Annotated in this window: 24 protein-coding genes and 1 riboswitch; of the genes, 16 read left to right on the forward strand and 8 right to left on the reverse strand. The window is 71.0% G+C overall.

Features of this window, described 5'->3' with window-relative positions; all coding sequences use genetic code 11:
* Positions 1-82 precede the first annotated feature (82 nt).
* Both ACFVYL_RS27020 and ACFVYL_RS27025 read left to right on the forward strand, forming a co-directional pair.
* Complete coding sequence (locus ACFVYL_RS27020; protein ID WP_389720181.1) at positions 83-1,246, forward strand: sensor histidine kinase; 1,164 nt, start codon at positions 83-85, stop codon at positions 1,244-1,246.
* Positions 1,247-1,258: 12 nt separating this feature from the next.
* Positions 1,259-1,963 carry a response regulator gene (locus tag ACFVYL_RS27025; RefSeq protein WP_389720182.1) on the forward strand — a complete coding sequence of 235 codons (705 nt, stop codon included), beginning with the start codon at positions 1,259-1,261 and terminating at the stop codon, positions 1,961-1,963.
* 57 nt (positions 1,964-2,020) lie between these two features.
* On the opposite strand, the gene ACFVYL_RS27030 is transcribed toward ACFVYL_RS27025, so the two are convergent.
* Complete coding sequence (locus tag ACFVYL_RS27030; RefSeq protein WP_389720183.1) at positions 2,021-2,404, reverse strand: hypothetical protein; 384 nt, start codon at positions 2,402-2,404, stop codon at positions 2,021-2,023.
* A 637-nt stretch (positions 2,405-3,041) separates the two neighbouring features.
* Here ACFVYL_RS27030 and ACFVYL_RS27035 point away from each other — a divergent pair.
* The 9 genes from ACFVYL_RS27035 to ACFVYL_RS27075 all read left to right on the forward strand — a co-directional run bounded on the left by ACFVYL_RS27035 (position 3,042) and on the right by ACFVYL_RS27075 (position 14,152).
* A complete protein-coding gene (locus ACFVYL_RS27035; protein ID WP_389720184.1) occupies positions 3,042-4,331 on the forward strand; it encodes a DUF2690 domain-containing protein in 1,290 nt (429 codons plus the stop codon).
* Between the two features lie 478 nt (positions 4,332-4,809).
* Positions 4,810-5,799 carry a malate dehydrogenase gene (locus ACFVYL_RS27040; protein ID WP_389720185.1) on the forward strand — a complete coding sequence of 330 codons (990 nt, stop codon included), beginning with the start codon at positions 4,810-4,812 and terminating at the stop codon, positions 5,797-5,799.
* 115 nt (positions 5,800-5,914) lie between these two features.
* Positions 5,915-6,160 carry a helix-turn-helix transcriptional regulator gene (locus ACFVYL_RS27045; RefSeq protein ID WP_389720187.1) on the forward strand — a complete coding sequence of 82 codons (246 nt, stop codon included), beginning with the start codon at positions 5,915-5,917 and terminating at the stop codon, positions 6,158-6,160.
* Positions 6,160-6,705, forward strand: a complete 546-nt coding sequence (locus ACFVYL_RS27050; RefSeq protein ID WP_389720189.1) for a hypothetical protein — start codon at positions 6,160-6,162, stop codon at positions 6,703-6,705. Before ACFVYL_RS27045 ends, ACFVYL_RS27050 begins: the two co-directional genes overlap by 1 nt.
* 205 nt (positions 6,706-6,910) lie before the next feature.
* Positions 6,911-8,440: an aldehyde dehydrogenase family protein gene (locus ACFVYL_RS27055; RefSeq protein ID WP_389720190.1), complete on the forward strand. Its 1,530-nt coding sequence runs from the start codon at positions 6,911-6,913 to the stop codon at positions 8,438-8,440.
* A 124-nt stretch (positions 8,441-8,564) separates the two neighbouring features.
* The gene (locus ACFVYL_RS27060; RefSeq protein WP_389720192.1) at positions 8,565-10,100 is read left to right on the forward strand and encodes a GMC family oxidoreductase; all 1,536 of its coding nucleotides are present in this window, start codon (positions 8,565-8,567) and stop codon (positions 10,098-10,100) included.
* The gene (locus ACFVYL_RS27065) at positions 10,097-11,218 is read left to right on the forward strand and encodes a glycine betaine/L-proline ABC transporter ATP-binding protein (RefSeq protein WP_389720193.1); all 1,122 of its coding nucleotides are present in this window, start codon (positions 10,097-10,099) and stop codon (positions 11,216-11,218) included. The genes ACFVYL_RS27060 and ACFVYL_RS27065 overlap by 4 nt, the downstream gene beginning before the upstream one ends.
* Positions 11,218-13,185 carry an ABC transporter permease gene (locus ACFVYL_RS27070; protein WP_389720194.1) on the forward strand — a complete coding sequence of 656 codons (1,968 nt, stop codon included), beginning with the start codon at positions 11,218-11,220 and terminating at the stop codon, positions 13,183-13,185. Before ACFVYL_RS27065 ends, ACFVYL_RS27070 begins: the two co-directional genes overlap by 1 nt.
* A 1-nt stretch (position 13,186) precedes the next feature.
* On the forward strand, positions 13,187-14,152 hold the full coding sequence (locus ACFVYL_RS27075; protein WP_389720196.1) for a glycine betaine ABC transporter substrate-binding protein: 966 nt from the start codon (positions 13,187-13,189) through the stop codon (positions 14,150-14,152).
* A 104-nt stretch (positions 14,153-14,256) separates the two neighbouring features.
* Here the strand turns inward: ACFVYL_RS27075 and ACFVYL_RS27080 are convergent, their stop codons facing one another.
* From ACFVYL_RS27080 to ACFVYL_RS27090, 3 genes are read right to left on the reverse strand one after another with little or no spacing between them, the layout of a single operon-like run.
* Complete coding sequence (locus tag ACFVYL_RS27080) at positions 14,257-14,988, reverse strand: isocitrate lyase/phosphoenolpyruvate mutase family protein (RefSeq protein ID WP_389720198.1); 732 nt, start codon at positions 14,986-14,988, stop codon at positions 14,257-14,259.
* The gene (locus tag ACFVYL_RS27085) at positions 14,982-15,383 is read right to left on the reverse strand and encodes a carboxymuconolactone decarboxylase family protein (protein WP_389720339.1); all 402 of its coding nucleotides are present in this window, start codon (positions 15,381-15,383) and stop codon (positions 14,982-14,984) included. The genes ACFVYL_RS27080 and ACFVYL_RS27085 overlap by 7 nt, the downstream gene beginning before the upstream one ends.
* A 41-nt stretch (positions 15,384-15,424) precedes the next feature.
* Positions 15,425-15,985, reverse strand: coding sequence for a carboxymuconolactone decarboxylase family protein (locus ACFVYL_RS27090; RefSeq protein WP_389720199.1), 561 nt, complete (start codon positions 15,983-15,985; stop codon positions 15,425-15,427).
* A 47-nt stretch (positions 15,986-16,032) separates the two neighbouring features.
* On the opposite strand from ACFVYL_RS27090, the gene ACFVYL_RS27095 reads away from it, so the two are divergent.
* Entirely contained in the window at positions 16,033-17,439 is a 1,407-nt protein-coding gene (locus ACFVYL_RS27095) for a PLP-dependent aminotransferase family protein (RefSeq protein ID WP_389720200.1), read from the forward strand.
* A gap of 263 nt (positions 17,440-17,702) precedes the next feature.
* On the opposite strand, the gene ACFVYL_RS27100 is transcribed toward ACFVYL_RS27095, so the two are convergent.
* On the reverse strand, positions 17,703-18,542 hold the full coding sequence (locus tag ACFVYL_RS27100) for a hypothetical protein (RefSeq protein ID WP_389720341.1): 840 nt from the start codon (positions 18,540-18,542) through the stop codon (positions 17,703-17,705).
* 143 nt (positions 18,543-18,685) lie between these two features.
* On the opposite strand from ACFVYL_RS27100, the gene ACFVYL_RS27105 reads away from it, so the two are divergent.
* The gene (locus ACFVYL_RS27105) at positions 18,686-19,075 is read left to right on the forward strand and encodes a hypothetical protein (RefSeq protein WP_389720201.1); all 390 of its coding nucleotides are present in this window, start codon (positions 18,686-18,688) and stop codon (positions 19,073-19,075) included.
* Between the two features lie 25 nt (positions 19,076-19,100).
* A complete protein-coding gene (locus ACFVYL_RS27110) occupies positions 19,101-20,288 on the forward strand; it encodes a glutathionylspermidine synthase family protein (RefSeq protein WP_389720203.1) in 1,188 nt (395 codons plus the stop codon).
* Between the two features lie 24 nt (positions 20,289-20,312).
* Here ACFVYL_RS27110 and ACFVYL_RS27115 read toward each other — a convergent pair whose 3' ends face one another.
* On the reverse strand, positions 20,313-20,540 hold the full coding sequence (locus tag ACFVYL_RS27115; protein WP_389720204.1) for a DUF397 domain-containing protein: 228 nt from the start codon (positions 20,538-20,540) through the stop codon (positions 20,313-20,315).
* Entirely contained in the window at positions 20,537-21,379 is an 843-nt protein-coding gene (locus ACFVYL_RS27120; RefSeq protein WP_389720205.1) for a helix-turn-helix domain-containing protein, read from the reverse strand. The genes ACFVYL_RS27115 and ACFVYL_RS27120 overlap by 4 nt, the downstream gene beginning before the upstream one ends.
* A gap of 118 nt (positions 21,380-21,497) precedes the next feature.
* Here ACFVYL_RS27120 and ACFVYL_RS27125 point away from each other — a divergent pair, with 118 nt between their 5' ends.
* Positions 21,498-21,938, forward strand: coding sequence for an ATP-binding protein (locus tag ACFVYL_RS27125; protein WP_389720206.1), 441 nt, complete (start codon positions 21,498-21,500; stop codon positions 21,936-21,938).
* A 110-nt stretch (positions 21,939-22,048) separates the two neighbouring features.
* On the opposite strand, the gene rocD is transcribed toward ACFVYL_RS27125, so the two are convergent.
* Positions 22,049-23,278, reverse strand: a complete 1,230-nt coding sequence (rocD, locus tag ACFVYL_RS27130; protein ID WP_389720207.1) for an ornithine--oxo-acid transaminase — start codon at positions 23,276-23,278, stop codon at positions 22,049-22,051.
* Positions 23,279-23,389: 111 nt separating this feature from the next.
* Positions 23,390-23,480, forward strand: a riboswitch (ZMP/ZTP riboswitch).
* A gap of 40 nt (positions 23,481-23,520) precedes the next feature.
* On the opposite strand from rocD, the gene glyA reads away from it, so the two are divergent.
* On the forward strand, positions 23,521-24,825 hold the full coding sequence (gene glyA / locus ACFVYL_RS27135; RefSeq protein WP_389720209.1) for a serine hydroxymethyltransferase: 1,305 nt from the start codon (positions 23,521-23,523) through the stop codon (positions 24,823-24,825).
* Position 24,826 lies beyond the last annotated feature (1 nt).

Below are 24,826 nucleotides of genomic sequence, written 5' to 3' on the forward strand. Positions count from 1 at the left end.
GGTACGCGGGCGGTTCCTGCAACTTCCGCTGTACCGCGGCTGGTTGACGTACCACCGCCCATGTGGGGGTTACGCTGCGGCGATGCGGATCCGCCCCCTCGCCGTGGACGTACTCATCGCGGGCGTCCTGACCACGGTGGCCGTGCTGCTCGGTCAGGAGTCCGTCAAGCAGGGCTGGATCGAACTCGACCCCGTGGGCTACCTGTTGGTGGCCCTGGTCAGCCTCCCGGTCGCGGCCCGGAGCAAAGCGCCGCTCGCCGTACTGCTCGTCGTCGATCTGGCGTGGTTCGGCTACGTCACCGCCGGCTACTGGCCCGTCGTCGGCACCTTCGGCCCGATGCTCTGCGTCTACACGATCGCCGCCCTGCGTCCCCCGCGCACCTCGCTCGCCTGCGCCGCCCTGATGGCCGCCCTGTGGATCTACGCGGGTGCGATCACCGAGGGCTCCTCGATGCCGTCCGTCGTCGGGCAGGCCGTCGGCTTCTCCCTGGTCCTCTGGCGCTTCGGGTACGTCGCGCGCCGGTCGGCGGAACTGGCCAGGCAGCTGAAGCGGGAGCAGGACGAGCGGGCCCGGCGCGAGGTCGCCGAGGAGCGCGGCCGGATCGCGCGCGAACTGCACGACGTGGTCGCCCACCACATGTCGGTGATATCCGTGCAGGCGGGCCTCGCGACGTTCGTCTTCGGCTCCGACCCGGCGACGGCGCGCGCGGCGCTCGGCACCATCGCGGGGACCAGCGGCGAGGCGCTCGAAGAGCTGCGGCGCATGCTGCGGGTGCTGCGCGCCGAGGACGCCGAGCACGACGACGGCACCCCGGCGGCGCCGATGCCGGGCCTCTCCCGCCTCGACGAGATGGTCGAGCGGGTGCGCGGCGGGGGAGTCCCCGTCGAACTGCGCGTCACGGGCACGCCGCGCCCGCTGGCGCCCGGCGTGGAACTCTGCGCGTACCGCGTGGTGCAGGAGGCGCTGACCAACGTGCTGAAGCACGCCCGCGGAGCCGCGGCGACCGTCGAACTCGCCTACCGGAGACGGCACATCGAGGTCTCGGTGACCAACGACGGGGAGGGGGTGATTCAGGACAGAGTGCGGACGGGCAGCGGGCACGGCTTGATTGGGATGCGGGAGCGGGCCAAGCTCTACGGCGGGGCGATCAGCATCGGCCCGCTGAGCGAGGGGGGATTCGCCGTGCGTCTCACCCTGCCGACCTCGGCACAGGCCGCTGCGCGGGGGGACGACGCGACGGAATGACCGGGTAGCCGCATGGCCGCATGCATCAAAGTGCTCGTCGTCGACGACCAGTTCCTCATCCGGGCGGGGCTGGTGGGGCTGCTGCGCGCCGCGCCGGGCATCGAGGTCGTGGGCGAGGCGGGCGACGGCGACGAGGCCGTGGAGCTCGCCGCCCGGACCCGCCCCGACGTCGTCCTGATGGACATCCGGATGCCGGGCATGAACGGCATCACCGCCACCGCGCAGATCCTGCGCCAGGCAGCCGAACCGGCGCCGCGCGTCCTGGTGCTGACCACGTTCGACCTCGACGAGTACGTGTACGGGGCGCTGCGCGCCGGGGCCTCCGGCTTCCTGCTCAAGGACTCGGGGCCCGAGCGGCTGCTCGCCGCGGTGGCGGCGGTCGGCAGCGGTGACGCGCTCTTCGCGCCCAGTGTCACGCGGCGCCTCGTCGAGGCGTTCGCCCGGCAGGGCGCGGCCGCCCCCGACGACGAGGCGTGCGAACCCCCGCCCGACCTGCGGGCGTTGACCCTGCGCGAGGTCGAGGTCCTGAAGCTGATCGCGCGCGGGCTGACCAACGCGGACATCGCCGAACGCCTCTACATCAGCGAGGCCACCGTCAAGACCCACCTCAACCGCACGATGAGCAAACTCGGCCTGGACAGCCGGGCGCAGGCGGTGGTGGTGGCGTACGAGACGGGGCTTGTCACGCCGGGGGCGGCGGGGGGTTCGCGGGGCTGACGGCGCCGGAGCCGGACGGGCCGGCCCGGGCGTCAGGAGGGGTTCAAAGACAGGCTCTCAGCAGGTGACGACCTTGCCGTAGGAGCCGCGGCCCCAGTTCCACTCCCACTGCTCGTTGTTCTGGTACGTGAGGCACGGCGAGTCGCTGCCCCAGTCGATGACGACCTTCAGGTGCATGGCCCGGCCGCAGTGGTTGGTCACCTTCACGTACTTCCTGTGCTTGATGACGTCCCGCTTGACGCAGGCGGGGGCCGTGCCCCGGACCTGCGCCGTGGGGGCCGCCGAGACCGCCGAGGCTGCCGAGACCGCCGAGGCTGCCGAGACCGCCGAGGCTGCCGAGACCGCCGAGGCTGCCGAGACGCCGGGCGCCGTCGCGAGGCCGGTGCCGAGGAGGGCGGATGCGGCGATGATGCCGCCGGCGAGACGCTTGCCGTACTTCATGCCGGTTCCCTTCGGGAGAGCGTGGCACGTGGTGCGTGCCGTTGTCCGGATACGTACCGTTGCTTGCCGGACCGACTCTGCCGAGCACTTCGGCCGCGGGGCCGCAAGACATGGCCGAAGTCGCCCTTTCGGGGACGCTCCGCGTTCTGTAGAAGGCGGTGCCCGTCCTCACCCCCGTGAGAAGACGGGCACCACCGTTGGGGAACGGGCGCTTCCTCGTAGAATCTCCCGATATAAGCGCTGCGTTCCGCTCGTGATCCAGAGTCATGGACGCGCCAACGACGTTCAAGGGATGCCCGGTCCCTGTGGCACGGAGGTGACCATTCCGCAACCGTGTGCGCGGTGTGCAACGGGCCTGGTCCAGAGGCCGGCAGCCCGCGCAAATGGGACGGTACTCGGGGTTCCGCATCGCCCTGCCGGGCGGCGGTGGGACACTGGGCCGACGACCGCAGGGAGCGCGGCGGTGCACGCCGTGGCCCGAATGCTCCCGTGCGCCCCTGTTCAGGGAACTGACATCCTGGCGCGGCGCATCCCTCTGGGTAGTCCAGATCGGGGTGGTGCCGGGTCGACGCGGGGGTCGGCGCGAGGCCGGGCGCGGGGGCGGACACAGGCACGTACGGGGGGAACAGGGGGAGTAATGCCTCGTTGGAAGGCGCTACCGGAGGAGCTCGACCCGCAGGTCAGGGAGTTCACCGGTCAGCTGCGCGGGCTCGTCGACCGCAGTGGGCTGAGCATCGCGGCGGTATCGGACCGCACCGGCTACAGCAAGACGTCGTGGGAGCGCTATCTGAACGGGCGGCTCCTCGCGCCGAAGGGTGCGATCGTCGCGCTGGCCGAGGTGACGGGCACGCCGCCCGTCCATCTCATGACCATGTGGGAGCTCGCGGAGCGTGCGTGGAGCCGCTCCGAGATGCGGCACGACATGACGATGCAGGCGATCCGGATCTCGCAGGCGCGGGCGGCACTGGGGGAGTTGGGGGCCGACCGGTCGGGGCCCGGCACAAGCGCGTCCCCTTCCTCTCCTTCCTCCCCTTCTTCCTCCACCCCTTCCACCCCGCCCTCCGCCCAGCCCGCCAAGGCGCCCAAGCCTGCCCGCGGTGGCGGCGTCGCGCGGGGCGGCTCCCAGGGGCGTGTCGCGTGGGGCGCCGGGACGATGGGGGTGGCCGGGCCTGCCGGGGTGTCTCCTACGGTGCCGCCGGAGCGGACCGGGGACGCCGGTCCGGGTGGGGCGTACGGGGCGGCAGGGACGTACGGGGCGGCAGGGACGTACGGACCGGCCGACTCGCAGGGCTCGCAGGGCTCGCAGGCCCCGTACGGATCGTACGGTTCGTACGGACCGGCCGGTACCTCCGGTGATGCCTCCCTGCCCGCCTTCGGGGAGGGCGGCCCGGGCGCGCCGGTGCCGGGGGGTTCGCCCGACGGGCAGCGGCGCCGCAGGAAGCTGACGATGTTCCTCGCCGGTGTGGTCGGCGCCCTCGTCGTCATCGCCGCCGCGGTCTTCATGACCGGCCTCGGCGGCGACGACAAGGGCAAGGACGACGCGAAGCCGTCCGTGGAGCCGAGCAGGAGCGACACGAAGCTGCCCGCCGGAGTCGAGTGCAACGGCAAGGACTGCGCGGGCAAGGACCCCGAGAACATGGGCTGCGGCGGCGAGTTGGCGAAGACCACGTCGCGGGCCACGATAGGCAAGGCGCTGGTCGAGGTGCGCTACAGCAAGGCGTGCGGGGCCGCGTGGGCGCGGATCACCCAGGCGACGCCGGGCGACGAGCTGACGATCACGGGGTCGGGCGGCGGTGCGAAGGCCAAGCAGAACGGCACGGTGAACGCGGACTTCGACGCGTACACACCGATGGTGGCGGCCGACTCGGGTACGGCGGCGAAGGCTTGCGCGACGCTGAAGTCCGGGCAGACGGGGTGCACGGCGTAGTCGCCCACGCCCTCCCGCCACTCCCGCCCTCGCCCTGTCCAACCTCCCCGGCATCCCTGCCGTCTCTGTCGTTTTTGTTGTCTTTCGTGGCGGCTGGGGCGGGGCCGCCGCGAGCGGTGTTGGTGGTTGTTCAAAAAAGTCGGGAGGTGCGTGCATGGCCTCGTCGACCCAGGGCAGGCGGACCGTACCCCCACGGGAGTGGTCACACCCCCACGGCGGCCGCCACGCTCCCCCCCCCTCGTGGCGGCCGCCCCCCTTTTTTTCGGGCGCCGTGAAAGCTGTGGGCCGGGCCACACCGACCCGGCGGCCAGGGGTGGGCGGGGCGCGATAGCCTGACGGCGGATCTCTCTTGATGCCAAGAGATCGATCATCGAGAGGCGATCGAGGACTCGACGAGGCGTCGGCGGAGATCCAGGAACAAGGGGATCCACGTACGAGACCCAGGGACCCCACCGCCAGCTGTCTTACGGAGATCGCCATGACCCGCACTCCCGTGAATGTCACCGTCACCGGCGCGGCCGGCCAGATCGGCTACGCGCTGCTCTTCCGCATCGCCTCGGGCCACCTGCTCGGCGCGGACGTGCCGGTCAACCTGCGCCTTCTTGAGATCACGCCGGCCCTGAAGGCCGCCGAGGGCACCGCCATGGAGCTCGACGACTGCGCCTTCCCGCTGCTGAACTCGATCGAGATCAGCGACGACCCGAACGTCGCCTTCGACGGCGCCAACGTCGCCCTCCTCGTCGGCGCCCGCCCCCGCACCAAGGGCATGGAGCGCGGCGACCTCCTGGAGGCCAACGGCGGCATCTTCAAGCCGCAGGGCAAGGCCATCAACGACAACGCCGCGGACGACATCAAGGTCCTCGTCGTGGGCAACCCGGCCAACACCAACGCGCTCATCGCGCAGGCCGCCGCCCCGGACGTACCGGCCGAGCGCTTCACCGCCATGACGCGCCTGGACCACAACCGCGCCCTGTCGCAGCTGGCGAAGAAGACGGGCTCGTCGGTCTCCGACATCAAGCGTCTGACCATCTGGGGCAACCACTCGGCCACCCAGTACCCGGACATCTTCCACGCGGAGATCGCCGGCAAGAACGCCGCGGACGTCGTGGGCGACCAGGCCTGGCTCGCCGACGAGTTCATCCCGACCGTCGCCAAGCGCGGCGCGGCGATCATCGAGGCCCGTGGCGCGTCCTCGGCCGCCTCCGCCGCCAACGCCGCCATCGACCACGTCCACACGTGGGTCAACGGCACCGCCGCGGGCGACTGGACCTCCATGGGCATCCCCTCGGACGGTTCGTACGGCGTTCCGGAGGGCCTCATCTCCTCCTTCCCCGTCACCACCAAGGACGGCAAGTACGAGATCGTCCAGGGCCTGGACATCAACGAGTTCTCGCGCACGCGCATCGACGCGTCCGTGCAGGAGCTCGCCGAGGAGCGCGAGGCCGTCCGCGGTCTCGGCCTCATCTGAGCCGTAGCAGCACCCTTCACCCACCGCCCCCGGCGGCCGCTCTTCGCAGCGGCTGCCGGGGGCGGTCGGCGTTCCGATGTTGCCCAGCTGCTCTCTGATGTAGTACTTCTTATACATGAGCGAGCAAGTGCACAACAGGTTGGCGATGGTGCGCGCCGAGCGGAAGGTGTCGCGACAGAGCCTGGCCGAGGCAGTGGGTGTCCACTACCAGACCATCGGCTACATCGAGCGGGGGCAGTACAACCCGAGCCTCGACCTCGCGCTGAAGATCGCGAAGTTCTTCGGACTGCCGGTCGAGGCCCTGTTCTCCCTCGAGCCGTTTCGCCCGCTCACGGACCAGGTCTACGGGAGGAACAACTGATGACGGCCGCCGAGCAGCGCCCCCTGACGAACTACGACCGGTGGATGCACCGGCTGATGAACCGCCAGGAGGGGGCCTCCTTTCACGCCACCGCCACCCGCAGGCGAGCCATGGTCGCGCTCCACATGACGCTGACCGCGGTGGCCGTCACGGTCTGGCTGTTCTCCGTCGTCGGTGACGAACGCTGGGCGACGTTCACCCTGCTGGGGCTGCTGTTGCCGTGGTGCTTCGTGACCGGCGTCATCAACAGCTCGATCCGCGGCCTCCTCGATCTGCGGGTGCGCGCGCTGGACGAGCGGCAGCGCGCGGAGCGGAGCCGCGTCGCGGCCATGGCCCAGCGGGTGATGCTGTGGCTGCTTCTCGCGGTCACCGTCGCGGCGGGCGCCGCCGCCCTGAAGGGCCTGGACGTCGAAGGCTTCCTCTTTCCCGTCCTGTTCGCCGTCTTCGTCGTCCACTGGCTGATGCCGCTGTGGGTGGCGGGCCTCACGGTCGCCGACGAGCCGGCCGACGACCCTGTCGACGAGTGGGTCCCCGCCGAGGACTGACTCTCCCGCGCGGGCGGGCCCCCGGCCCGCCCACGCGACATTCCGGTCTTTGCGTCGCCTACGGGGACAAACCCTGTGTCGAGCGTACGTTTGCCCCGAGCGCCCCCACGCGCAGTGACACAGCGCACTTTCGGCCATAGGTTGCGCATGCTTTCTCCGCCGGAGGGCAGGTGCACCCGGCTACCGCGAGTGACAGGCGGGGCATATGACAGGAACGGAAGGCAAACGGGACGTGTCCGCACAACAGACCATCCATGTGGGCGGAGAGTGGCGTGCCGCCACCTCCGGCGCCACCCGCGAGATCCTCGACCCGGCGGATGCCAAGCCGTTCGCTGTGATCGCCGAGGGCGGAGCGGACGATGCGGACGCCGCCATCGCCGCCGCCCGCAAGGCCTTCGACGAGGGCCCCTGGCCGAGCACGCCCGTCGCCGAGCGCGCCGCCCTGCTCCGCCGGGTCGCCGACCTCCTCGTACGCGACCGTGAGGAGATCGGCCTGCTCGAGAGCCGCGACGCGGGCAAGACCCTCGAAGAGGGCCGCGTCGACGTCGACTGCGTCGCCGACGCCTTCCGTTACTTCGCCGACCTGGTGATCGGGGAGGGCGCGGGCCGTGTCGTCGACGCGGGCTCCGACGACATCCACAGCTTCGTCGTGCACGAACCCGTCGGCGTCTGCTCGATGATCACGCCCTGGAACTATCCGCTGCTCCAGGCCAGCTGGAAGGTCGCGCCCGCGCTCGCCGCAGGCAACACCTTCGTCATCAAGCCCAGCGAGATCACGCCGCTGACGACCGTCGCGCTCATCGAGCTGCTCGTCGAGGCGGGGATCCCGGCCGGTGTCGCGAACATCGTGACCGGCCCCGGCCACACCGTCGGCGCCCGCCTCGCCGACCACCCCGACGTCGACCTGGTCTCCTTCACCGGCGGCCTCGTCTCCGGCACCAAGGTCGCCCAGGCCGCCGCGCTCGGCGTCAAGAAGGTCGCCCTGGAGCTCGGCGGCAAGAACCCCAACGTGGTCTTCGCCGACGCGTGTGCCACGGAAGAGGGCTTCGACACCGCCGTCGACCAGGCGCTGAACGCCGCCTTCATCCACAGCGGGCAGGTCTGCTCCGCCGGTGGCCGCCTCATCATCGAGGAGTCCGTCCGCGAGCGCTTCGTGGCCGAACTCGCCCGCAGGGCCCAGCAGATCAAGCTCGGCCGCGGCACCGAGGACGGCGTCGAGTGCGGCCCCCTCGTCTCGCAGCAGCAGCGCGAGAAGACCGAGATGTACGTGGCCTCCGCCCTTCAGGAGGGCGCGGTGCTCCGCTGCGGCGGCAAGCGCCCCGAGCCGAGCGACGTGCGGCCCGCCGAGGGCTACTTCTACGAGCCGACCGTGCTCGACCAGTGCCACCGCGGGATGAAGGTCGTACGGGAGGAGGTCTTCGGGCCTGTCCTCTCCGTGGAGACCTTCCGTACCGAGGACGAGGCCGTCGCGCTCGCCAACGACACCGAGTACGGCCTCGCGGGCGCCGTGTGGACCAGCGACCAGGGCCGCGCCGCCCGCATGGCCCGCCGGATGCGCCACGGCACCATCTGGATCAACGACTTCCACCCCTACCTTCCGCAGGCGGAGTGGGGCGGCTTCGGCAAGAGCGGTGTCGGGCGCGAGCTCGGTCCCGCGGGCCTCGCCGAGTACCGCGAGTCCAAGCACATCTACCAGAACCTGGCGCCGCAGCCGGTCCGCTGGTTCGCCGGCTGACACCGGCCGGGCGGGAAGTACGCGCGGGGCGGGAAGTCCGCCCCGCGCGCAACACGTTCAAGCGCCCCCCGCTCATCACGCGCAAGCACCTTGGCACGACCTCGCAGGAAGAGGAGCACCACGCATGTCTGACCAGACCGAGTTCGACTACGTCATCGTCGGTGGCGGCACCGCAGGATCGGTGATCGCGTCCCGTCTCACCGAGAACCCGGACGTCACCGTCGCCGTCATCGAGGGCGGCCCCAGCGACATCGACCGGGAGGACGTCCTCACGCTGCGCAAGTGGCTCGGCCTGCTCGGCGGTGAGCTGGACTACGAGTACACGACCACCGAGCAGCCGCGCGGCAACTCGCACATCCTGCACAGCCGCGCCAAGGTCCTCGGCGGCTGCTCGTCGCACAACACCCTGATCTCCTTCAAGCCGCTGCCGTCCGACTGGGACGAGTGGGAGGAGGCCGGGGCCGCCGGCTGGAACGCCAAGGCGATGGACCCCTACTTCGGCAAGCTGCGCAACAACATCGTGCGCGTCGCCAAGAAGGACCAGAACCAGATCGCCACCGACTGGGTCGAGGCGACGAAGACCGCGCTCGGCGTCCCCGAGGTCGTCGGCTTCAACGACAAGCCCTTCGACGAGGGCGTCGGCTTCTTCGACCTCTCGTACCACCCGGAGAACAACAAGCGCTCCTCCGCCTCGGTCGCCTACCTGCACCCCCACATGGAGGCCGGTGACCGCCCGAACCTCCACCTCTTCCTGGAGACGTGGGCCACCAGGCTGGAGCTCGAGGGCAAGACCGCCCGCGGCGTCCACATCCGCACCAAGGACGGTGTGGAGAAGCTGTTCACCGCCCGCCGCGAGGTCCTTGTCTGCGCCGGCGCCGTCGACACGCCGCGGCTGCTCATGCACTCCGGCATCGGCCCGAAGAAGGACCTCGAAGCCCTCGGCATCCCGGTCGTGCACGACCTGCCGGGCGTCGGCGAGAACCTCATCGACCACCCCGAGTCGGTCATCGTCTGGGAGACCAACGGGCCCATCCCCGGCAACTCCGCGATGGACTCCGACGCCGGTCTGTTCGTGAAGCGGGACCCGGACCACAAGGGCCCGGACCTGATGTTCCACTTCTACCAGATCCCGTTCACCGACAACCCGGAGCGCCTCGGCTACGAGCGCCCCGAGCACGGTGTGTCGATGACGCCGAACATCCCCAAGTCCCGCTCCCGCGGCCGTCTCTACCTGACGTCGGCGGACCCCGAGGTCAAGCCGGCGCTCGACTTCAAGTACTTCGAGGACGAGGGAGACTACGACGGGCGGACCCTCGTCGACGGCATCAAGCTCGCCCGCAAGGTCGCGCAGGCCGAGCCGTTCAAGAAGTGGCTCAAGCGCGAGGTGTTCCCCGGCCCCGAGGTCACCGAGGACGCCGAGATCAGCGAACTGGTGCGCAAGGCCGCGCACACCGTCTACCACCCGGCAGGCACCTGCCGAATGGGTGCTTCCACTGATGAACTCGCGGTGGTCGATCCGGAGTTGAAGATCCGGGGCCTGGCAGGAATCCGTATCGCGGACGCATCCGTCTTCCCGACGATGCCCGCCGTGAACCCGATGATCGGAGTACTCATGGTCGGGGAGAAATGTGCCGAGATCCTTGGCGGTGACGGCCGATGAGCGAGGCCACCGTGACGCAGTCCACGGACACCGAGGAGACGACCGGCGAGGGCGGCCCCGTCTTCGCCGTCAAGAACCTCTGGAAGGTCTTCGGACCCGGCGCCGAGCGCATACCCGGCAACGAGGAGGTGCACGGCCTCAGCCCCGCCGAACTGCGTGAGCAGACCGGCTGCACCGCCGCCGTGCGCGACGTCTCCTTCGAGGTCAACAAGGGTGAGGTCTTCGTCGTCATGGGCCTGTCGGGCTCCGGCAAGTCCACCCTCGTACGCTGCCTGACCCGGCTCATCGAGCCCACCTCCGGCTCCCTCTCCATCGACGGCGAGGACGTCCTCGCCATGGACAAGGCCCGCCTGCGCGAACTGCGCCGCCACCGCGCCGCCATGGTCTTCCAGCACTTCGGCCTGCTTCCGCACCGCTCGGTCCTGGACAACGTCGCGTACGGCCTGGAGATCCAGGGCGTCGGCAAGGCCGAGCGCCGCGTCAAGGCCCTCGAAGTCGTCAAGAAGGTCGGCCTCGAAGGGCTCGAACAGCGCAAGCCCGGTCAGCTCTCCGGCGGCCAGCAGCAGCGCGTGGGCCTGGCCCGCGCCCTCACCGTCGACCCCGAGGTCCTCCTCTTCGACGAGCCGTTCAGCGCCCTCGACCCGCTGATCCGCCGCGACATGCAGGAAGAAGTCGTCCGCCTGCACCGCGAAGAGGGCCGCACGATGGTCTTCATCACCCACGACCTCAGCGAGGCCCTCAAGCTCGGCGACCGCATCGCGCTGATGCGCGACGGCCGCGTCGTCCAGCTCGGCACGCCCGAGGAGATCGTCGGCTCCCCGGCCGACGACTACGTCCGCGACTTCGTGCGCGACGTGGTGCGCGCCGACGTCATGACCGTACGCGGCGCCATGCGCCCGGCCGAGGACGACGAGGAGACCCGCGGGGCGGCCCTGCCGCCCGACGCCAAGGTCACCGAGGCCATCGAGGCCGTCGCCCGCACCGGCTTCCCGGTGCGCGTGATGGACGGCAAGCGCTGCCTCGGCGTGGTGGACCACGCCGGGCTGCTCGCCGTGGTCGCGGGGACCTCGGCCCCCGCGACGGACACCGCCCCCGACAAGGGCGAGGTGGTCGCCTGATGGCCACCGCCACCGCTACGGGACCCGTAAGGGACACGGGCATCGGAGCGCTCCTGCGCCACCGTGCCGTCGGCAAGCTCCTGCTGCTCGCCGTCGCCGCGGCCGTCCTCGTGCCGATCGTCAACGCCAAGTGGGCCTCCGGCGCCTGGCCGGACGCCCTCACGGTCGACCTGACCGAGCCGCTCGGCAGGACCACCGACTGGATCATCGACAACCGCGACAGCCACCCGCTGTTCATCTACTTCCTCGGGCACGTCAGCAACGCCATCGTGCTCTCCGTGCGCGGCGTCTACCTCGTGCTGCTCGCCGCCGGCTGGGCCGGCGTGACCGTCGGCGCCGGGCTCATCGCCTGGCGCGCGGCGGGCGTCAAGCTCGCGCTCATGGCGTCCGGCGCGTTCGCCGTGTGCGGACTGCTCGGCATGTGGGTGCCGACCATGCAGACGCTGGCCCTGATGATCGTGGCGGTCCTCGTCTCGGTCGCGATCGGCCTGCTGCTCGGCCTCGCGGGCGGCCTGAACGACCGGGTCTTCCGGATCCTGCGGCCGGTCCTCGACACCATGCAGGTGCTGCCCGCCTACGCGTACCTGCTGCCGTTCGCCCTCGTCTTCGGCATGGGCGTCCCGGCCGCCATCATCGCGACGGTCGTGTACGCGGCCCCGCCCATGGCCCGGCTCACCGCGCTCGGCCTGCGGCAGGCCGACGCCGGCGTGATGGAGGCGGTGACCTCGCTCGGCGCGACCGGGCGCCAGCGCCTGTTCTCCGCGCGCCTTCCGCTGGCCAGCAGGCAGCTCCTGCTCGGCCTCAACCAGACGATCATGATGGCGCTCTCGATGGCCGTCATCGCCTCCGTGATCGGCGCCGGCGGTCTCGGCGACCGCGTCTACCAGGCCCTTTCAACCGTCGACGTCGGCCAGGCACTCGCCGGTGGCATCCCGATCGTGCTGCTCGCCGTGGTCCTCGACCGCGTCACCGGCGCGGCCGGTGAACGCGTCGGCGCGCACGCCGGGGACGACTCGCCGCTGCGCGGCTGGCGCGGCTGGTCCGTCGCCGCCGCCGTGACGGTCGTCGCCGCCGTCGCCGCCCGCTTCGCGGACCGCGTGGACTGGCCGACCGACTGGGTCGTCAACATCGCCCCGACGGTCAACACCGCCAAGGAGTGGATGGTCGACCACATCTACACCGGCGTGCCCGTCGTCGGCGGCACCGCCGACTGGGCGGCGCACTTCACCACCTGGATCCTCAACCCGGCCAGGGACGGCCTGCAGGGCCTGCCCTGGTGGTCGGTGCTGCTCGTCGTCGCCGCCCTCGCCTGGCTGATCGGCACCTGGCAGACGGCGCTCACCGCCGTCGCCGCGATGGGCGCGATCGGCGTCCTCGGCGTCTGGGACAAGTCCCTCGACACGCTCGCGCAGGTGCTCGCCGGTGTCGCCGTGACGCTGGTCCTCGGCTTCGCGATCGGCATCGCGGCCGCCCGCAGCACCCGGTTCGAACGGCTGCTGAGGCCGGTGCTCGACGTCTTCCAGACGATGCCGCAGTTCGTGTACCTGATCCCGGTCGTGGCCCTCTTCGGCATCGGCCGCGCCCCCGCGGTCGCCGCGGCCGTCGTCTACGCGCTGCCCGCCGTCGTCCGCATCACCACGCAGGGCCTGAGCCAGGTCGACGCCGCCGCGATGGAGTCCTCGCGCTCGCTCGGCGCCTCCAGCTGGCAGCAGCTGCGCAAGGTCCAGCTGCCGCTGGCCCGTCCGGCCCTGATGCTCGCCCTCAACCAGGGCGTCGTCCTGGTCCTCGCCGTCGTCGTCATCGGCGGCCTGGTCGGCGGTGGCGCGCTCGGCTACGACGTCGTGTTCGGCATCGCGCAGGGCGACCTGGCGACCGGCCTGGTGGCCGGTACCGCGATCGTCTGCCTGGGCCTGATGCTCGACCGCGTCACGCAGCCCACGGCTCGTCGCGTCAAGAAGGGAGCGTGACATGCGCGTTCGTACGCGTGTCATGAGCGCCGTCACGGCCGCCGGTGCGCTCCTCGCGCTCTCCGGCTGCGGCGCCGCCGACATGAGCAAGCAGGCGTCTCCGTACGCGAACGCCGAGGGCGCCAAGACCGTGACCCTCTCGGTGCAGTCCTGGGTCGGCGCGCAGGCGGACGTCGCCGTCGCCGAGTACCTGCTCAAGAACGAGCTGGGCTACCGCGTCGACAAGGTCCAGATCGACGAGGTGCCCGCCTGGGACGCCCTCAGCCAGGGCCGCGTCGACGCGATCATGGAGGACTGGGGCCACCCGGACCAGGAACAGCGGTACGTCAAGGACAAGAAGACCATCGTGCCCGGCGGCGACGTCGGCGTGACCGGTCACATCGGCTGGTACGTCCCGACGTACTTCGCCAAGAAGCACCCGGACGTCACGGACTGGAAGAACCTCAACAAGTACGCGGACCAGTTCAAGACGTCCGAGAGCGGCAGCAAGGGCCAGCTCATGGACGGCTCCCCGTCCTACGTGACGAACGACAAGGCCCTGGTGCAGAACCTGGACCTGGACTACCAGGTCGTCTTCGCGGGTTCCGAGGCGGCGCAGATCACCCAGATCGAGCAGTTCGCCAAGCAGAAGAAACCGTTCCTCACCTACTGGTACAAGCCGCAGTGGCTGTTCGAGAAGGTGCCGATGACGGAGGTGAAGCTGCCCGAGTACAAGGAGGGCTGCGACGCCGACCCCGCCAAGATCAAGTGTGCCTATCCGCACACGCCGCTGCATAAGTACTTCAACGCGGACTTCGCGAAGAACGGCGGCGACGCCGCGAAGTTCCTGAAGAACTTCAGGTGGTCGGAGGAGGACCAGAACGAGGTCTCCCTGATGATCGCGGACAAGAAGATGTCGCCGGACGACGCGGCGAAGAAGTGGATCGACGACCATGAGTCGAAGTGGAAGGGGTGGCTGCCCAAGTAGGCGGCTGTTCCGACCCGGTGCCGGGCGCCCGTACGGACGGGGCGCCCGGCACCTCCGCGTCCACGTGTCCCGGCGTGTTCTCCGCGGCGCTGTACGTCCGGCGGCTACGCCAGCCCGTCGGCGATCCCGCGCAGGGCCGCCATGGTCCTGTGCAGCAGCCCGGGGCCGAACGTGATCCGCGTGGCACCGAGCTCCCCGAGCTCCCTCGGCGAGGGCCCGTCCGGCCTCGCCACCACATTGAGCGGCCCCTCAATCCCCGCCCGCAGCGCGGGAATCGCCTCCGGCGGCGCCAGGATCGGGTAGACGCAGTCGGCGCCCGCGGCCACATACAGACGGGCCCGTTCGATGGCGGCCGCCGGGTCGGCGACGCCCCTGATGAACGTGTCGACGCGGACGTTGACGAAGAGCCGGTCGCCCGCGGCCTCGCGTACCTCCGCGAGGAAGGCGGCCTGCTCGGCGGGGTCCTTGAGGGCCCCTGCCGGGCCGTGGCCGCCGACGGAGTCCTCCAGGTTGCAGCCGACCGCCCCGGTCTGGAGGAGCCGCTCCACCAGTTCCTTCGGCGCGATGCCGTAGCCCGCCTCGATGTCCGCGGTCACGGGCACGGAGACCGACCGTACGATCCGCGCGATCGCCTCGAACATCTCCTCGGGCGGCACCTGCCCGTCCTCGTACCCGAGGGAGAGCGCGACACCGGCGCTGGGCGTGGCCAGCGCCTCGTACCCGGCCTCCTCGAACACCCGGGCGCTCGCGGCGTCCCACGGGCCCGGCAGGACCAGTGGTTCGCCCGGCGCCCGTCCGTGGTGCAGGGCGCGCAGGGTCTCGACGGGGTTCACCATGCCGGTCCTCCGGGTGCGATACGGCGGCTGACCATCAGCCGGTTCCAGCTGTTGATGACGGTGATCACGCCGATGAGATGGGCGAGTTGCCCCTCGTCGAAGTGTTCCGCCGCCTTCTCGTGGACATCGTCGGGCACGAAGCCCTCGGTGAGAACGGTGACCGCCTCGGTCAGCGCCAGAGCGGCGCGTTCTCGTTCGTCGAAGAGCTCGCCCGCCTCCTGCCAGGCGTTGAGGAGGGCGATGCGCTTGGGGCTCTCGCCGTTCTTGAGGGCGATGTCCACATGCATGTCGAGGCAGAAGGCGCACGCGTTGATCTGCGAGGCCCGCATCATCACCAGTTCGGCGAGGACGGGGTCACCGAGCCCCTTCTTGGCGGCGGCACCGAGCGCGCCCATCGCGGCGGCGACGCCCTGGTCCAAGTGCGTGGTGCGCACGCTCACTTGGCGCCCTCCGCCTTGTAGTGCCCCGGCACCTGGCGGGTGCTGACACCGAAGCGGTTCCAGGCGTTGATGACGGTGATCGCGGCGATGAGCTGGGTCAGCTCCGCCTCCTCGAAGCGGGCGGCCGCCTTCGCGTACACCTCGTCGGGCACGAAGCCGTCGGTCAGGACGGTGATCGCCTCGGTCAGTTCGAGCGCTGCGACCTCCTTGGCCGTGTAGAAGTGCTGCGACTCCTCCCAGGCGCTGAGCTGGATGATCCGCTCGACGCTCTCGCCCGCCGCGAGGGCGTCCTTGGTGTGCATGTCGAGGCAGAGCGCGCACCGGTTGAGCTGCGAGGCGCGGATCTTGACGAGCTCGTAGATCACCGGGTCGAGGCCCTTACGGGCGGCCGCGTCGAGTTTGATCATGGCCTTGAAGACCTCGGGCGCGTGCTGGGCCCAGGCGAGGCGGGGGGTGTGCTCGTGGACGTACCCCTCGGGGGTGGTGTCCGTGCTGTCGGCGGTGTCCGTGCCGTCGGTGGCGGCTGTGCTGTCGGTGGTGGTCCGGTTCGTGGTCATGAGGTCGACATTACGGACGCGGTAGCCCAGGGGTATGGTCCATTTCCATGGGAGAAACGTGGGCCACTCTGGGCGTCGACCTCCATCTGGAGACCGGCGGCGACGCGTCCCGCCACGGCGTCCGCAAGGGCCTCACGGACGCCCTGCGCGCGGCCGTGCGCAGCGGCCGCCTCACCCCCGGCACCCGCCTGCCGTCCTCCCGCTCCCTCGCCGTCGACCTCGGCATCGCCAGGAACACGGTCGCCGACGCGTACGCCGACCTGGTCGCCGAGGGCTGGCTCACCGCACGCCAGGGCTCGGGCACGCGCGTCGCCGAACGCGTCGTCACGCCACCCGTGCGGCCCGCGACGCCCCGCAGACGGGGCGGGGCCCCGGAGTACGACCTCGGCCCCGGCGCCCCCGACCTGACGTCGTTCCCGCGCTCGGAGTGGCTGAAAGCGGCCCGCCGCGCGATGGCCGCGGCACCGAACGACGCCCTCGGGTACCCGGACCCGCGCGGCCGCATCGAGCTGCGCACGGTCCTGGCGGCCTATCTCGCGCGGGCCCGCGGCGTGCACGCGGACCCAGGCCGCATCGTCGTCACCGCCGGGTTCCTGCACGCCCTCGCGCTCCTGGGCCGGGTGCTGCGGGCGCGCGGGCTGCCGGAGGTCGCCGTGGAGTCGTACGGCCTGAACATCCACTGGAACCTGCTGCACCGCGCGGGCCTGCGCACCACGCCGCTCGGCTTCGACGCACTCGGCACGGACGTCGCGGGGCTCGGCCCCGACTCGCCCAAGGCGGTGCTGCTCACCCCGGCGCACCAGTTCCCGATGGGCGTGCCGCTGCACCCCGACCGGCGGGCGGCCGCCGTCGACTGGGCGCGGCGCGAGGGCGGGGTGATCCTGGAGGACGACTACGACGGCGAGTTCCGCTACGACCGCCAGCCCGTCGGCGCGCTCCAGGGCCTGGACCCCGAGCGCGTCGTCTACCTCGGCACCGCGAGCAAGTCCCTCGCCCCCGGCCTGCGCCTGGGCTGGATGGTGCTGCCGTCCGGCCTGCAGGACGAGGTCCTCGACGAAAGACACGCCGCCGGGGCGTACGGAAGCGCCCTGGACCAGCTGACCCTCGCGGAGTTCATCGAGTCGGGCGCGTACGACCGCCATGTACGCGCCGCCCGCCTCCGCTACCGCCGCCGCCGCGACCAGCTCGTGGCGGCGCTGGCGGCAAGGGCCCCCGAGGTGCGCGCGACCGGCATCGCGGCGGGCCTGCACGCGGTCCTCGAACTCCCCCCGGGCACCGAACAGTCCATCGTCCAGGCGGCCAACTGGGAACGCCTCGCGGTCCACGGCCTCTCCGGCTTCCGCCACCCCGAAGCGGCGGTGCGGCAGCGGGACGCGCTGGTGGTGGGCTACGGGACTCCTGCGGAGCATGCGTGGGCGGGGGCGTTGGAGGCGTTGTGCCGGGTGGTGGGGTAATGAACCAGCTCCTGCGGGGTGACAATTCAGCCCCTCCGGCACAGGCAGGCCGTGAATTCCAGCCTCTCCGGCGATTGAGGAGCGGGGTCCGGGGCGGAGCCCCGTGGCGGCTACCGAAAGCAGGCCGTGAATTTCAGCCTCTCCGGCGCAGGCAGGCCGTGGATTTCAGCCCCTCCGGCGATTGAGGAGCGGGGCCCGGGGCAGAGCCCCGAGACGGCGGCGAAGACACCCCGCACATGAACGCCCCCCAGGCACAGGGAAGGCTACCGAGCCCCGTCCCCCGCCAAGGCCGGCGCCTCGCCAAACCGCGCAAGAGCCAACGCCCCCGCCACCGCCACCGCGAACCCAAGAACCGCCAGCCACTCAAGGCCACCGCGCGTACGGTCCCCCAGCCACACCACACCCACCAGCGCGGGCCCGATCGTCTCACCGATCACGAGCCCCGCCGTGGCCGTTGTCACCGACCCCCGCTGCAGCGCCGACGTGAGCAGCAGGAAGGCCGCGCCACCGCCCACGAGCAGGGCGTACGTCGCCGGGTTGGCGAGCAGCGCACCCGGCGACACGTCGTCGATGAGGCGTACGGTCACCTCGACCACCCCGAACCCGCACCCCGCCCCCAGGCCGAGCGCGAGCGCCCGCCCCCGTCCGGGCAGGCGCCCGGCGACCGCGCCGACGAGCAGGACGCCGACGGCGACCGCGAGCATCACGTACCGCAGGGTCGTCGTACCGGTGCCCTCGCCCTCGTCCCCGGACGCCAGGCCCAGCATCGCGAGCCCCGCGCAGACGACGCCCACCGCGCCCCACTCGACGCCGCTGAGCCGCACCCGCAACAGCCGGGCCGCGACCACCGCCGTGACGGCGAGGCTCGCGGCGAGCGCCGCCCCCACCGCGTAGATCGGGATGGAGCGCAACGCCACGATCTGCAGCAGGAACCCGAGCCCGTCGAGGCCGAGCCCCGCGAGGTAGCGCCACTGGCGCAGGGCGCGCAGGAGGAGCGCCGGGTCGACGCCGGAGCCGGTGCCGGGCGCGGTCGCGCGCGCGGCGACCGCCTGGAGAACCGAGGCCGTGCCGAAGCAGACCGCTGAGCCGAGTGCGCAAATCATCCCAAGAGACACGGAGCGACTGTAGAGGAAGGCGAGTCGGTGAAGATCCAAGGGGGCGCCGGCCCGGGCTGCCGACCCTTACCTACGCTGAGGTCCGGTCACGTACGACAACGGGACCACGTACGACGACGGGGGAGTGCCACATGGCGGAGAAGCAACGACGCCGACTGAGGTCGAGCACGGTCGCGCTCGGCGGAATGGGCGTCCTCGCGGCGGCGCTCACCTCCTGCGGCTCGGACCCGGACCGCCGCTGCGTGGACCGGGACAGCTACGACTACGTCAACGGCTACCGCGTCGTCAGCGACAGCAAGTGCAAGACAGGCACGCCGGGTTCCTCGGGGAAGTCCCGCAAGAGCCCCTCCGGCACCGGCACCGGCACCGGCACCGGCAAGACGACGGGCCGTACCGAGCCCGCCTGGTACTACGACGCCGACGTGGACGGCCGCTACGCCGACAACGGCACGTTCAGCCGCAGCGAGGCCGTCGACCGGGACGGCTTCGGCTGCTCGGGCAACGGCAGCGGCGGCGGCTGAGCGCACGGCACAGGACACGTACGCCATGGAACGCCGCACCATAGACCCCCGCCCCGGCTGGCAGCAGACCGTCGAGGACCAGGGGCTCATCTACCCCCTCACGCGCTACCCCGACGACACCCTGCGCCCCTACTGGGACGAGAGCGCCTACTACGTCTTCTCGCTCCCCGAGGTCGAGGCGCTGGAGGAGGTCGTCGAGGAGCTGCACGCGATGTGCCTCGCGGCGGCGGCGCACATCGTCGAGCACGACCGTCTCGCCGACCTCGGCATCACCGATCCGCGGGTGGCCGAAGCCGTCACGGAGGCCTGGCTCCGCCGCGCCGAACTCCCCTCCCTCTACGGCCGTTTCGACCTCCGTTACGACGGTGCGGGCGGCCCTGCCAAGATGCTGGAGTACAACGCCGACACCCCCACCTCACTCGTCGAGGCGGCGAGCCCCCAGTGGTTCTGGATGGAGGAACGCTTCCCCGGCGCCGACCAGTGGAACTCCCTCCACGAGCGCCTCGTCGACGCCTGGAAGAAGCAGGCCCCACTGCTGCCGCCGGGCAGCCCGCTGTACTTCGCGCACTCCGCCGCCGACGAGCTCGGCGAGGACCTGATGACGGTCGCGTACCTGCGCGAGACGGCGGAACAGGCGGGCCTCGCCGCGGAGTCCATCGCCATGGAGGACATCGGCTGGGACCGCCTCTCGCGCCGCTTCGTCGACAAGAGACTCCGGTTCATCCGCAGCTGCTTCAAGCTCTACCCGTGGGAGTGGCTGACGACGGACCGCTTCGCGCCGCACGTCCTGGAGACCCTGGACAACGGCGGCGGCACGGGCTCGACACTCTGGATCGAACCCGCGTGGAAGATGCTCCTCTCCAACAAGGCGCTGCTCGCCGTGTTGTGGGAGCTGTACCCGGGCCACCCGAACCTCCTCCCCGCCTACCTGGACGGCCCGCGCGAGCTCGCTTCCGGCCGTGGATACGTGGCCAAGCCGCTGCTCGGCCGCGAGGGCGCCGGAGTGACGGTGCACGAGCCGGGCTCGGCTCCCGTAGTCCGGGAAGAGGGCTGTTGCTACCAGGAGTTGGCGCCGCTCCCGGACTTCGACGGCAACCGCGTCGTGCTCGGCGCGTGGGTCGTGGAGGACGAGGCGGCGGGACTCGGCATCCGTGAGTCGTCCGGCCTGATCACGGACGAGTACGCACGCTTCATCCCGCACGTCATTCTCTGACCCACGCACACATGGGCGGCGCGGCTACGAGACGGCGCGACGCAGGAAGTCCGCCCAGGCGGTGGGCGTGACGGTGAGGCGGGGCCCTTCGGGGTTCTTCGAGTCGCGGATGTGGACGGCGGAGGGGGTTGGGGCTATCTCGACGCACTCGGGCTCGTCGGCGGTGCTGTGGCTGCTTTTGCGCCAGGCAACCTCGACGCACTCGGGTCCGTCGGCGGTGCTGTAGCTGCTCTTGACCCATACCAGTGTCATGTCTGTCCCCGCACTTTCTCGATGAAGTCCTGTGACGCCCGAGGTGTGAGTGCCTGAGCCCGGATCATCCCATAGCGCATATCGAGGATCTGGAGCTCGCGCGGATCGGTGATCACTCGGCTGATGAGTTGGGTTTCAAGGTGTCCCAAGCTGCTGCCGCCCTTCAGTTTGAACACTGAGAGGGACCCTCCGAGCCCTGCGTTCTCCTCGCAGTCCAGCGGCAGCACCTGGATCGACACGTTCCGCAACTGCCCTACTTCCAACAGGTGTTCGAGTTGCCTCCGCATCACCATTCTGCCCCCGTTGGACCTCCGCAACGTCGACTCGCACTGCACGAAGCCGAAAACCGGCAGTCCAGACGTGTCATTGACGATGCCTTGCCGCGCCATACGACCGGCAACGCGCCGCTCCACTTCCGCCTCGGGGAAGGGGGGTTGCCGGTTCCGGACCTCGGCCGTCGCGTACTCCTCGGTCTGCAACAGCCCGTGGATCACCGAGTTGTTGTACGTGCACAGCTCGACCGCCTGCTGCTCAACCCTCGCCAGGTCCCGGACCTTCTTCGGGTACCGGAGCTTCTCGACGTCGGGCTTCAGCGCCCGCAGGTGACCCTTCGCCCCCAGCACCTCATCCGCCCGGTCCAAGAACTCCGGCCGAGGAATCCGCGCCCCTCGCTCCACCTTGTGGACCAGATTCTCCCCGTACCCCATCCGTTCCCCGAACTCCACGGCCCGCAGCCCCGCCGCCTCGCGCCAGAACTTGATCTGGCGTCCGATGAGTTCGGCGATCGCGCTGGACTCGTCGTCCGAGTCCACCTCCCAGCCGATGTCGTCCTCGCTCACAGCGGACCTCCCCAGGTCACGGGTACGGCCGGTACGCGGCGGGACAGCCCAGTACAGTCACCGTACGTGCAGGCCTCATCACTGTTCAGGCTAAGCGCCAGCGACCACGCTGAGTCACGTGAACTCAGAAATCACCCGAACCGTGCGTTCCGTTCAGAGCGAGCGGCGCTTCCAGGCCCAACTGCCCGCCTCCTTGCGGGGCGCCCACCGGGCGAGGCTGCTCGCCGTGGAACAACTCCGCACCTGGGAGCGCGCGTCCGACGACACGACGGACGCGGCACAGATCATCGCCGAGCTGGCCGCCAATGCCGCCGCCCACGGCCGCGTACCCGCGAGGGACTTCCGGCTCGCGCTCGCCGAGCGGGCGGACGGCACACTGCGGATCGAGGTCGCGGACACGCGCGGTGACCGGCTTCCCGTCGTACGGGACCCGGACGGCGAGGACGAGTCGGGCCGGGGGCTCGTGATCGTCGCGGCGCTGGCGGACCGGTGGGGCGTGGAGCGGGGGCCGGAACCGCTGAAGACGGTGTGGGCGGAGCTGGACGGGCGGCGGCGGTGACCGGAGGCTGGACCGCGTTCGGGCAGGGCCTCGGGCGGTTCGTGTCGCCGTACGTCACCCGCGCCGCACCGCCCTCGGCCTGACGGAACTCCACCGGGCCCGTCCCTGGCTCAGCTCAGCACCGCCCTCAACTGTCCGAGCCCCCAGTCCAGATCCTCCTTGCTGATCACCAGCGGGGGAGCGATGCGGATCGTCGCCCCGTGCGTGTCCTTGACGAGAACCCCCCTCTCCATCAACTTCTCGGAGATCTCCCGTCCCGTGCCGTACGAGGGCGCGATGTCGACGCCCGCCCACAGTCCGCGCCCCCGCACCTGCGTCACCTTGCCCGTACCGGTCAACAGGCCCAGCTCCGCGTGCAGGTGCTCGCCCAGCTCCGTGGCCCGCTGCTGGAACTCGCCCGTCGACAGCATGTCGACCACTTCGATGCCCACCGCGCAGGCGAGCGGGTTGCCGCCGAACGTCGACCCGTGCTCACCCGGCTTGAACACCCCGAGCACATCGGCGTCGGCGACCACCGCCGACACCGGCACGACGCCTCCGCCGAGCGCCTTGCCCAGCAGGTACACATCCGGGACCACGCCCTCGTGCTCGCACGCGAACGTGCGTCCCGTCCTGCCGAGCCCCGACTGGATCTCGTCCGCGATGAAGAGGACCCGGCGCTCCCGCGTCAGCTCCCTGACCCCCGGCAGGTATCCGGGCGGCGGCACCAGGACCCCGGCCTCGCCCTGGATCGGTTCGATGAGCACGGCCACGGTGTCGTCGGTGACCGCCGCCCGCAACGCCTCCAGGTCGCCGTACGGCACGATCTCGAAGCCCGGCGTGTACGGGCCGAAGTCCGCCCGCGCCTCCTCGTCCGTGGAGAAGCTGACGATGGTCGTGGTCCGGCCGTGGAAGTTGCCCGCCGCGACGACGATCTTCGCCCGCCCGTCCGGCACCCCCTTGACCCGGTAGCCCCACTTCCGCGCGGTCTTCACGGCCGTCTCGACGGCCTCCGCGCCGGTGTTCATCGGCAGCACCATCTCCTTGCCGCAGAGCGCGGCCAGGCGCGTACAGAACTCGGCGAACCGGTCGTGGTGAAAGGCCCGCGAGGTCAGCGTCACCCGGTCCAGCTGGGCCTTCGCGGCGTCGATCAGCCGGCGGTTGCCGTGCCCGAAGTTGAGCGCGGAGTACCCGGCGAGCATGTCGAGATAGCGGCGCCCCTCGACGTCCGTCATCCAGGCGCCCTCGGCCGTGGCGACCACGATGGGCAGCGGATGGTAGTTGTGCGCGCTGTGCGCCTCGGCCGAGGCGATGAACTGCTCGCTCGTCGTTCCGGTGGAGGGAGATGACGTACTCGACACGGGGTCTCCGTTCGTCCTGCGGCGTGGGGCGGGTGTGGCGCCCAGTTTCTATCGTCGCTCGCATCGCGGACGAAGAAACCTGCCGAACCGGTGTGCGGGCTAGGCTGGCTCCGACAGCACGGTGACTGGCGCACGGGGAACGAACCCCGATGAAGCCGTGCGAGGCACGACCTTCGAGGTGCCGCCCGCCTGGGCACCCAGGGACCACGACCGGACACTTACCGCTCGCCCCGGAGGACGCCATGACTCTCCCCACTTCTCCCTCTTCCTCGCCGAACCACCCCGCCCTCGCCGCCGAAGACCCCGAACTCGCCGCCCTCGTCGGCGCCGAGGAGCGGCTCCAGGCCGAGACCCTGCGGCTGATCCCCAGCGAGAACTACGTCTCCACCGCAGTCCTCGAAGCCTCCGGAACCGTCCTCCAGAACAAGTACAGCGAGGGCTACCCCGGCCGCCGCTACTACGAGGGCCAGCAGAACATCGACCCCGTCGAGCGCCTGGCCATCGCCCGCGCCAAGGCCGTCTTCGGCGTCGAGCACGCCAACGTCCAGCCCTACTCCGGTTCCCCGGCCAACCTCGCCGTCTACCTCGCCTTCGCCGAGCCCGGCGACACCGTGATGGGCATGGCCCTGCCGATGGGCGGCCACCTCACCCACGGCTGGGGCGTCTCCGCCACCGGCAAGTGGTTCCGGGGCGTGCAGTACGGCGTGCGCCGGACGGCGGACCCCGAGACGAACGGCCGCATCGACCTCGACGAGGTGCGCGACCTCGCCCTCAAGGAACGCCCCAAGCTGATCTTCTGCGGCGGTACCGCCCTCCCTCGCACCATCGACTTCGCCGCCTTCGCGGAGATCGCCCGCGAGGCCGGCGCCATCCTGGTGGCCGACATCGCGCACATCGCCGGGCTGATCGCGGGCGGCGCCCACCCCTCACCGGTGCCGCACGCCGACGTGATCTCCACGACCACCCACAAGACCTTGCGCGGCCCGCGCGGCGCGATGCTCATGTCCCGCGAGGAGCACGCCAAGGCCATCGACAAGGCGGTTTTCCCCGGTCTGCAGGGCGGCCCCCACAACCAGACCACCGCGGCCATCGCGGTCGCCCTCCACGAGGCGTCCCGGTCCTCCTTCCGCGACTACGCCCACGCGATCGTCGACAACGCCAAGGCCCTCGCCGACGCCCTGCTCGCCCGTGGCTTCGACCTGGTCTCCGGCGGCACCGACAACCACCTGATCCTGATGGACCTCACCCCCAAGGACGTCCCGGGCAAGATCGCCGCGAAGGCCCTCGACCGGGCCGGGATCGTCGTCAACTACAACACCGTCCCGTTCGACCCGAGGAAGCCGTTCGACCCCTCGGGCGTCCGCATCGGAACCCCCTCCCTGACCTCCCGCGGCCTCGGCACGGAGCACATGGCGGCCGTCGCCGACTGGATCGACCGCTCAGTCGCCGCCGCGCGCACCGGGGACGAGGACGCCCTGACCAAGATCAGGTCCGAGGTCGCCGACCTGATGGCCGCCCACCCGGCCCCGGGCCTGCCGACCGGCTGAC

Source organism: Streptomyces sp. NPDC058308 (assembly GCF_042880275.1).
Lineage (GTDB): Bacteria > Actinomycetota > Actinomycetes > Streptomycetales > Streptomycetaceae > Streptomyces.

Bases quoted from the DNA above. Each gene is read 5' to 3' on its own strand.
- ACFVYL_RS27020 (WP_389720181.1), top strand. From the start codon at position 83: ATGCGGATCCGCCCCCTCGCCGTGGACGTACTCATCGCGGGCGTCCTG.
- ACFVYL_RS27025 (WP_389720182.1), top strand. From the start codon at position 1,259: ATGGCCGCATGCATCAAAGTGCTCGTCGTCGACGACCAGTTCCTCATC.
- ACFVYL_RS27030 (WP_389720183.1), bottom strand. From the start codon at position 2,404: ATGAAGTACGGCAAGCGTCTCGCCGGCGGCATCATCGCCGCATCCGCC.
- ACFVYL_RS27035 (WP_389720184.1), top strand. From the start codon at position 3,042: ATGCCTCGTTGGAAGGCGCTACCGGAGGAGCTCGACCCGCAGGTCAGG.
- ACFVYL_RS27040 (WP_389720185.1), top strand. From the start codon at position 4,810: ATGACCCGCACTCCCGTGAATGTCACCGTCACCGGCGCGGCCGGCCAG.
- ACFVYL_RS27045 (WP_389720187.1), top strand. From the start codon at position 5,915: ATGAGCGAGCAAGTGCACAACAGGTTGGCGATGGTGCGCGCCGAGCGG.
- ACFVYL_RS27050 (WP_389720189.1), top strand. From the start codon at position 6,160: ATGACGGCCGCCGAGCAGCGCCCCCTGACGAACTACGACCGGTGGATG.
- ACFVYL_RS27055 (WP_389720190.1), top strand. From the start codon at position 6,911: ATGACAGGAACGGAAGGCAAACGGGACGTGTCCGCACAACAGACCATC.
- ACFVYL_RS27060 (WP_389720192.1), top strand. From the start codon at position 8,565: ATGTCTGACCAGACCGAGTTCGACTACGTCATCGTCGGTGGCGGCACC.
- ACFVYL_RS27065 (WP_389720193.1), top strand. From the start codon at position 10,097: ATGAGCGAGGCCACCGTGACGCAGTCCACGGACACCGAGGAGACGACC.
- ACFVYL_RS27070 (WP_389720194.1), top strand. From the start codon at position 11,218: ATGGCCACCGCCACCGCTACGGGACCCGTAAGGGACACGGGCATCGGA.
- ACFVYL_RS27075 (WP_389720196.1), top strand. From the start codon at position 13,187: ATGCGCGTTCGTACGCGTGTCATGAGCGCCGTCACGGCCGCCGGTGCG.
- ACFVYL_RS27080 (WP_389720198.1), bottom strand. From the start codon at position 14,988: ATGGTGAACCCCGTCGAGACCCTGCGCGCCCTGCACCACGGACGGGCG.
- ACFVYL_RS27085 (WP_389720339.1), bottom strand. From the start codon at position 15,383: ATGGGCGCGCTCGGTGCCGCCGCCAAGAAGGGGCTCGGTGACCCCGTC.
- ACFVYL_RS27090 (WP_389720199.1), bottom strand. From the start codon at position 15,985: ATGACCACGAACCGGACCACCACCGACAGCACAGCCGCCACCGACGGC.
- ACFVYL_RS27095 (WP_389720200.1), top strand. From the start codon at position 16,033: ATGGGAGAAACGTGGGCCACTCTGGGCGTCGACCTCCATCTGGAGACC.
- ACFVYL_RS27100 (WP_389720341.1), bottom strand. From the start codon at position 18,542: ATGATTTGCGCACTCGGCTCAGCGGTCTGCTTCGGCACGGCCTCGGTT.
- ACFVYL_RS27105 (WP_389720201.1), top strand. From the start codon at position 18,686: ATGGCGGAGAAGCAACGACGCCGACTGAGGTCGAGCACGGTCGCGCTC.
- ACFVYL_RS27110 (WP_389720203.1), top strand. From the start codon at position 19,101: ATGGAACGCCGCACCATAGACCCCCGCCCCGGCTGGCAGCAGACCGTC.
- ACFVYL_RS27115 (WP_389720204.1), bottom strand. From the start codon at position 20,540: ATGACACTGGTATGGGTCAAGAGCAGCTACAGCACCGCCGACGGACCC.
- glyA (WP_389720209.1), top strand. From the start codon at position 23,521: ATGACTCTCCCCACTTCTCCCTCTTCCTCGCCGAACCACCCCGCCCTC.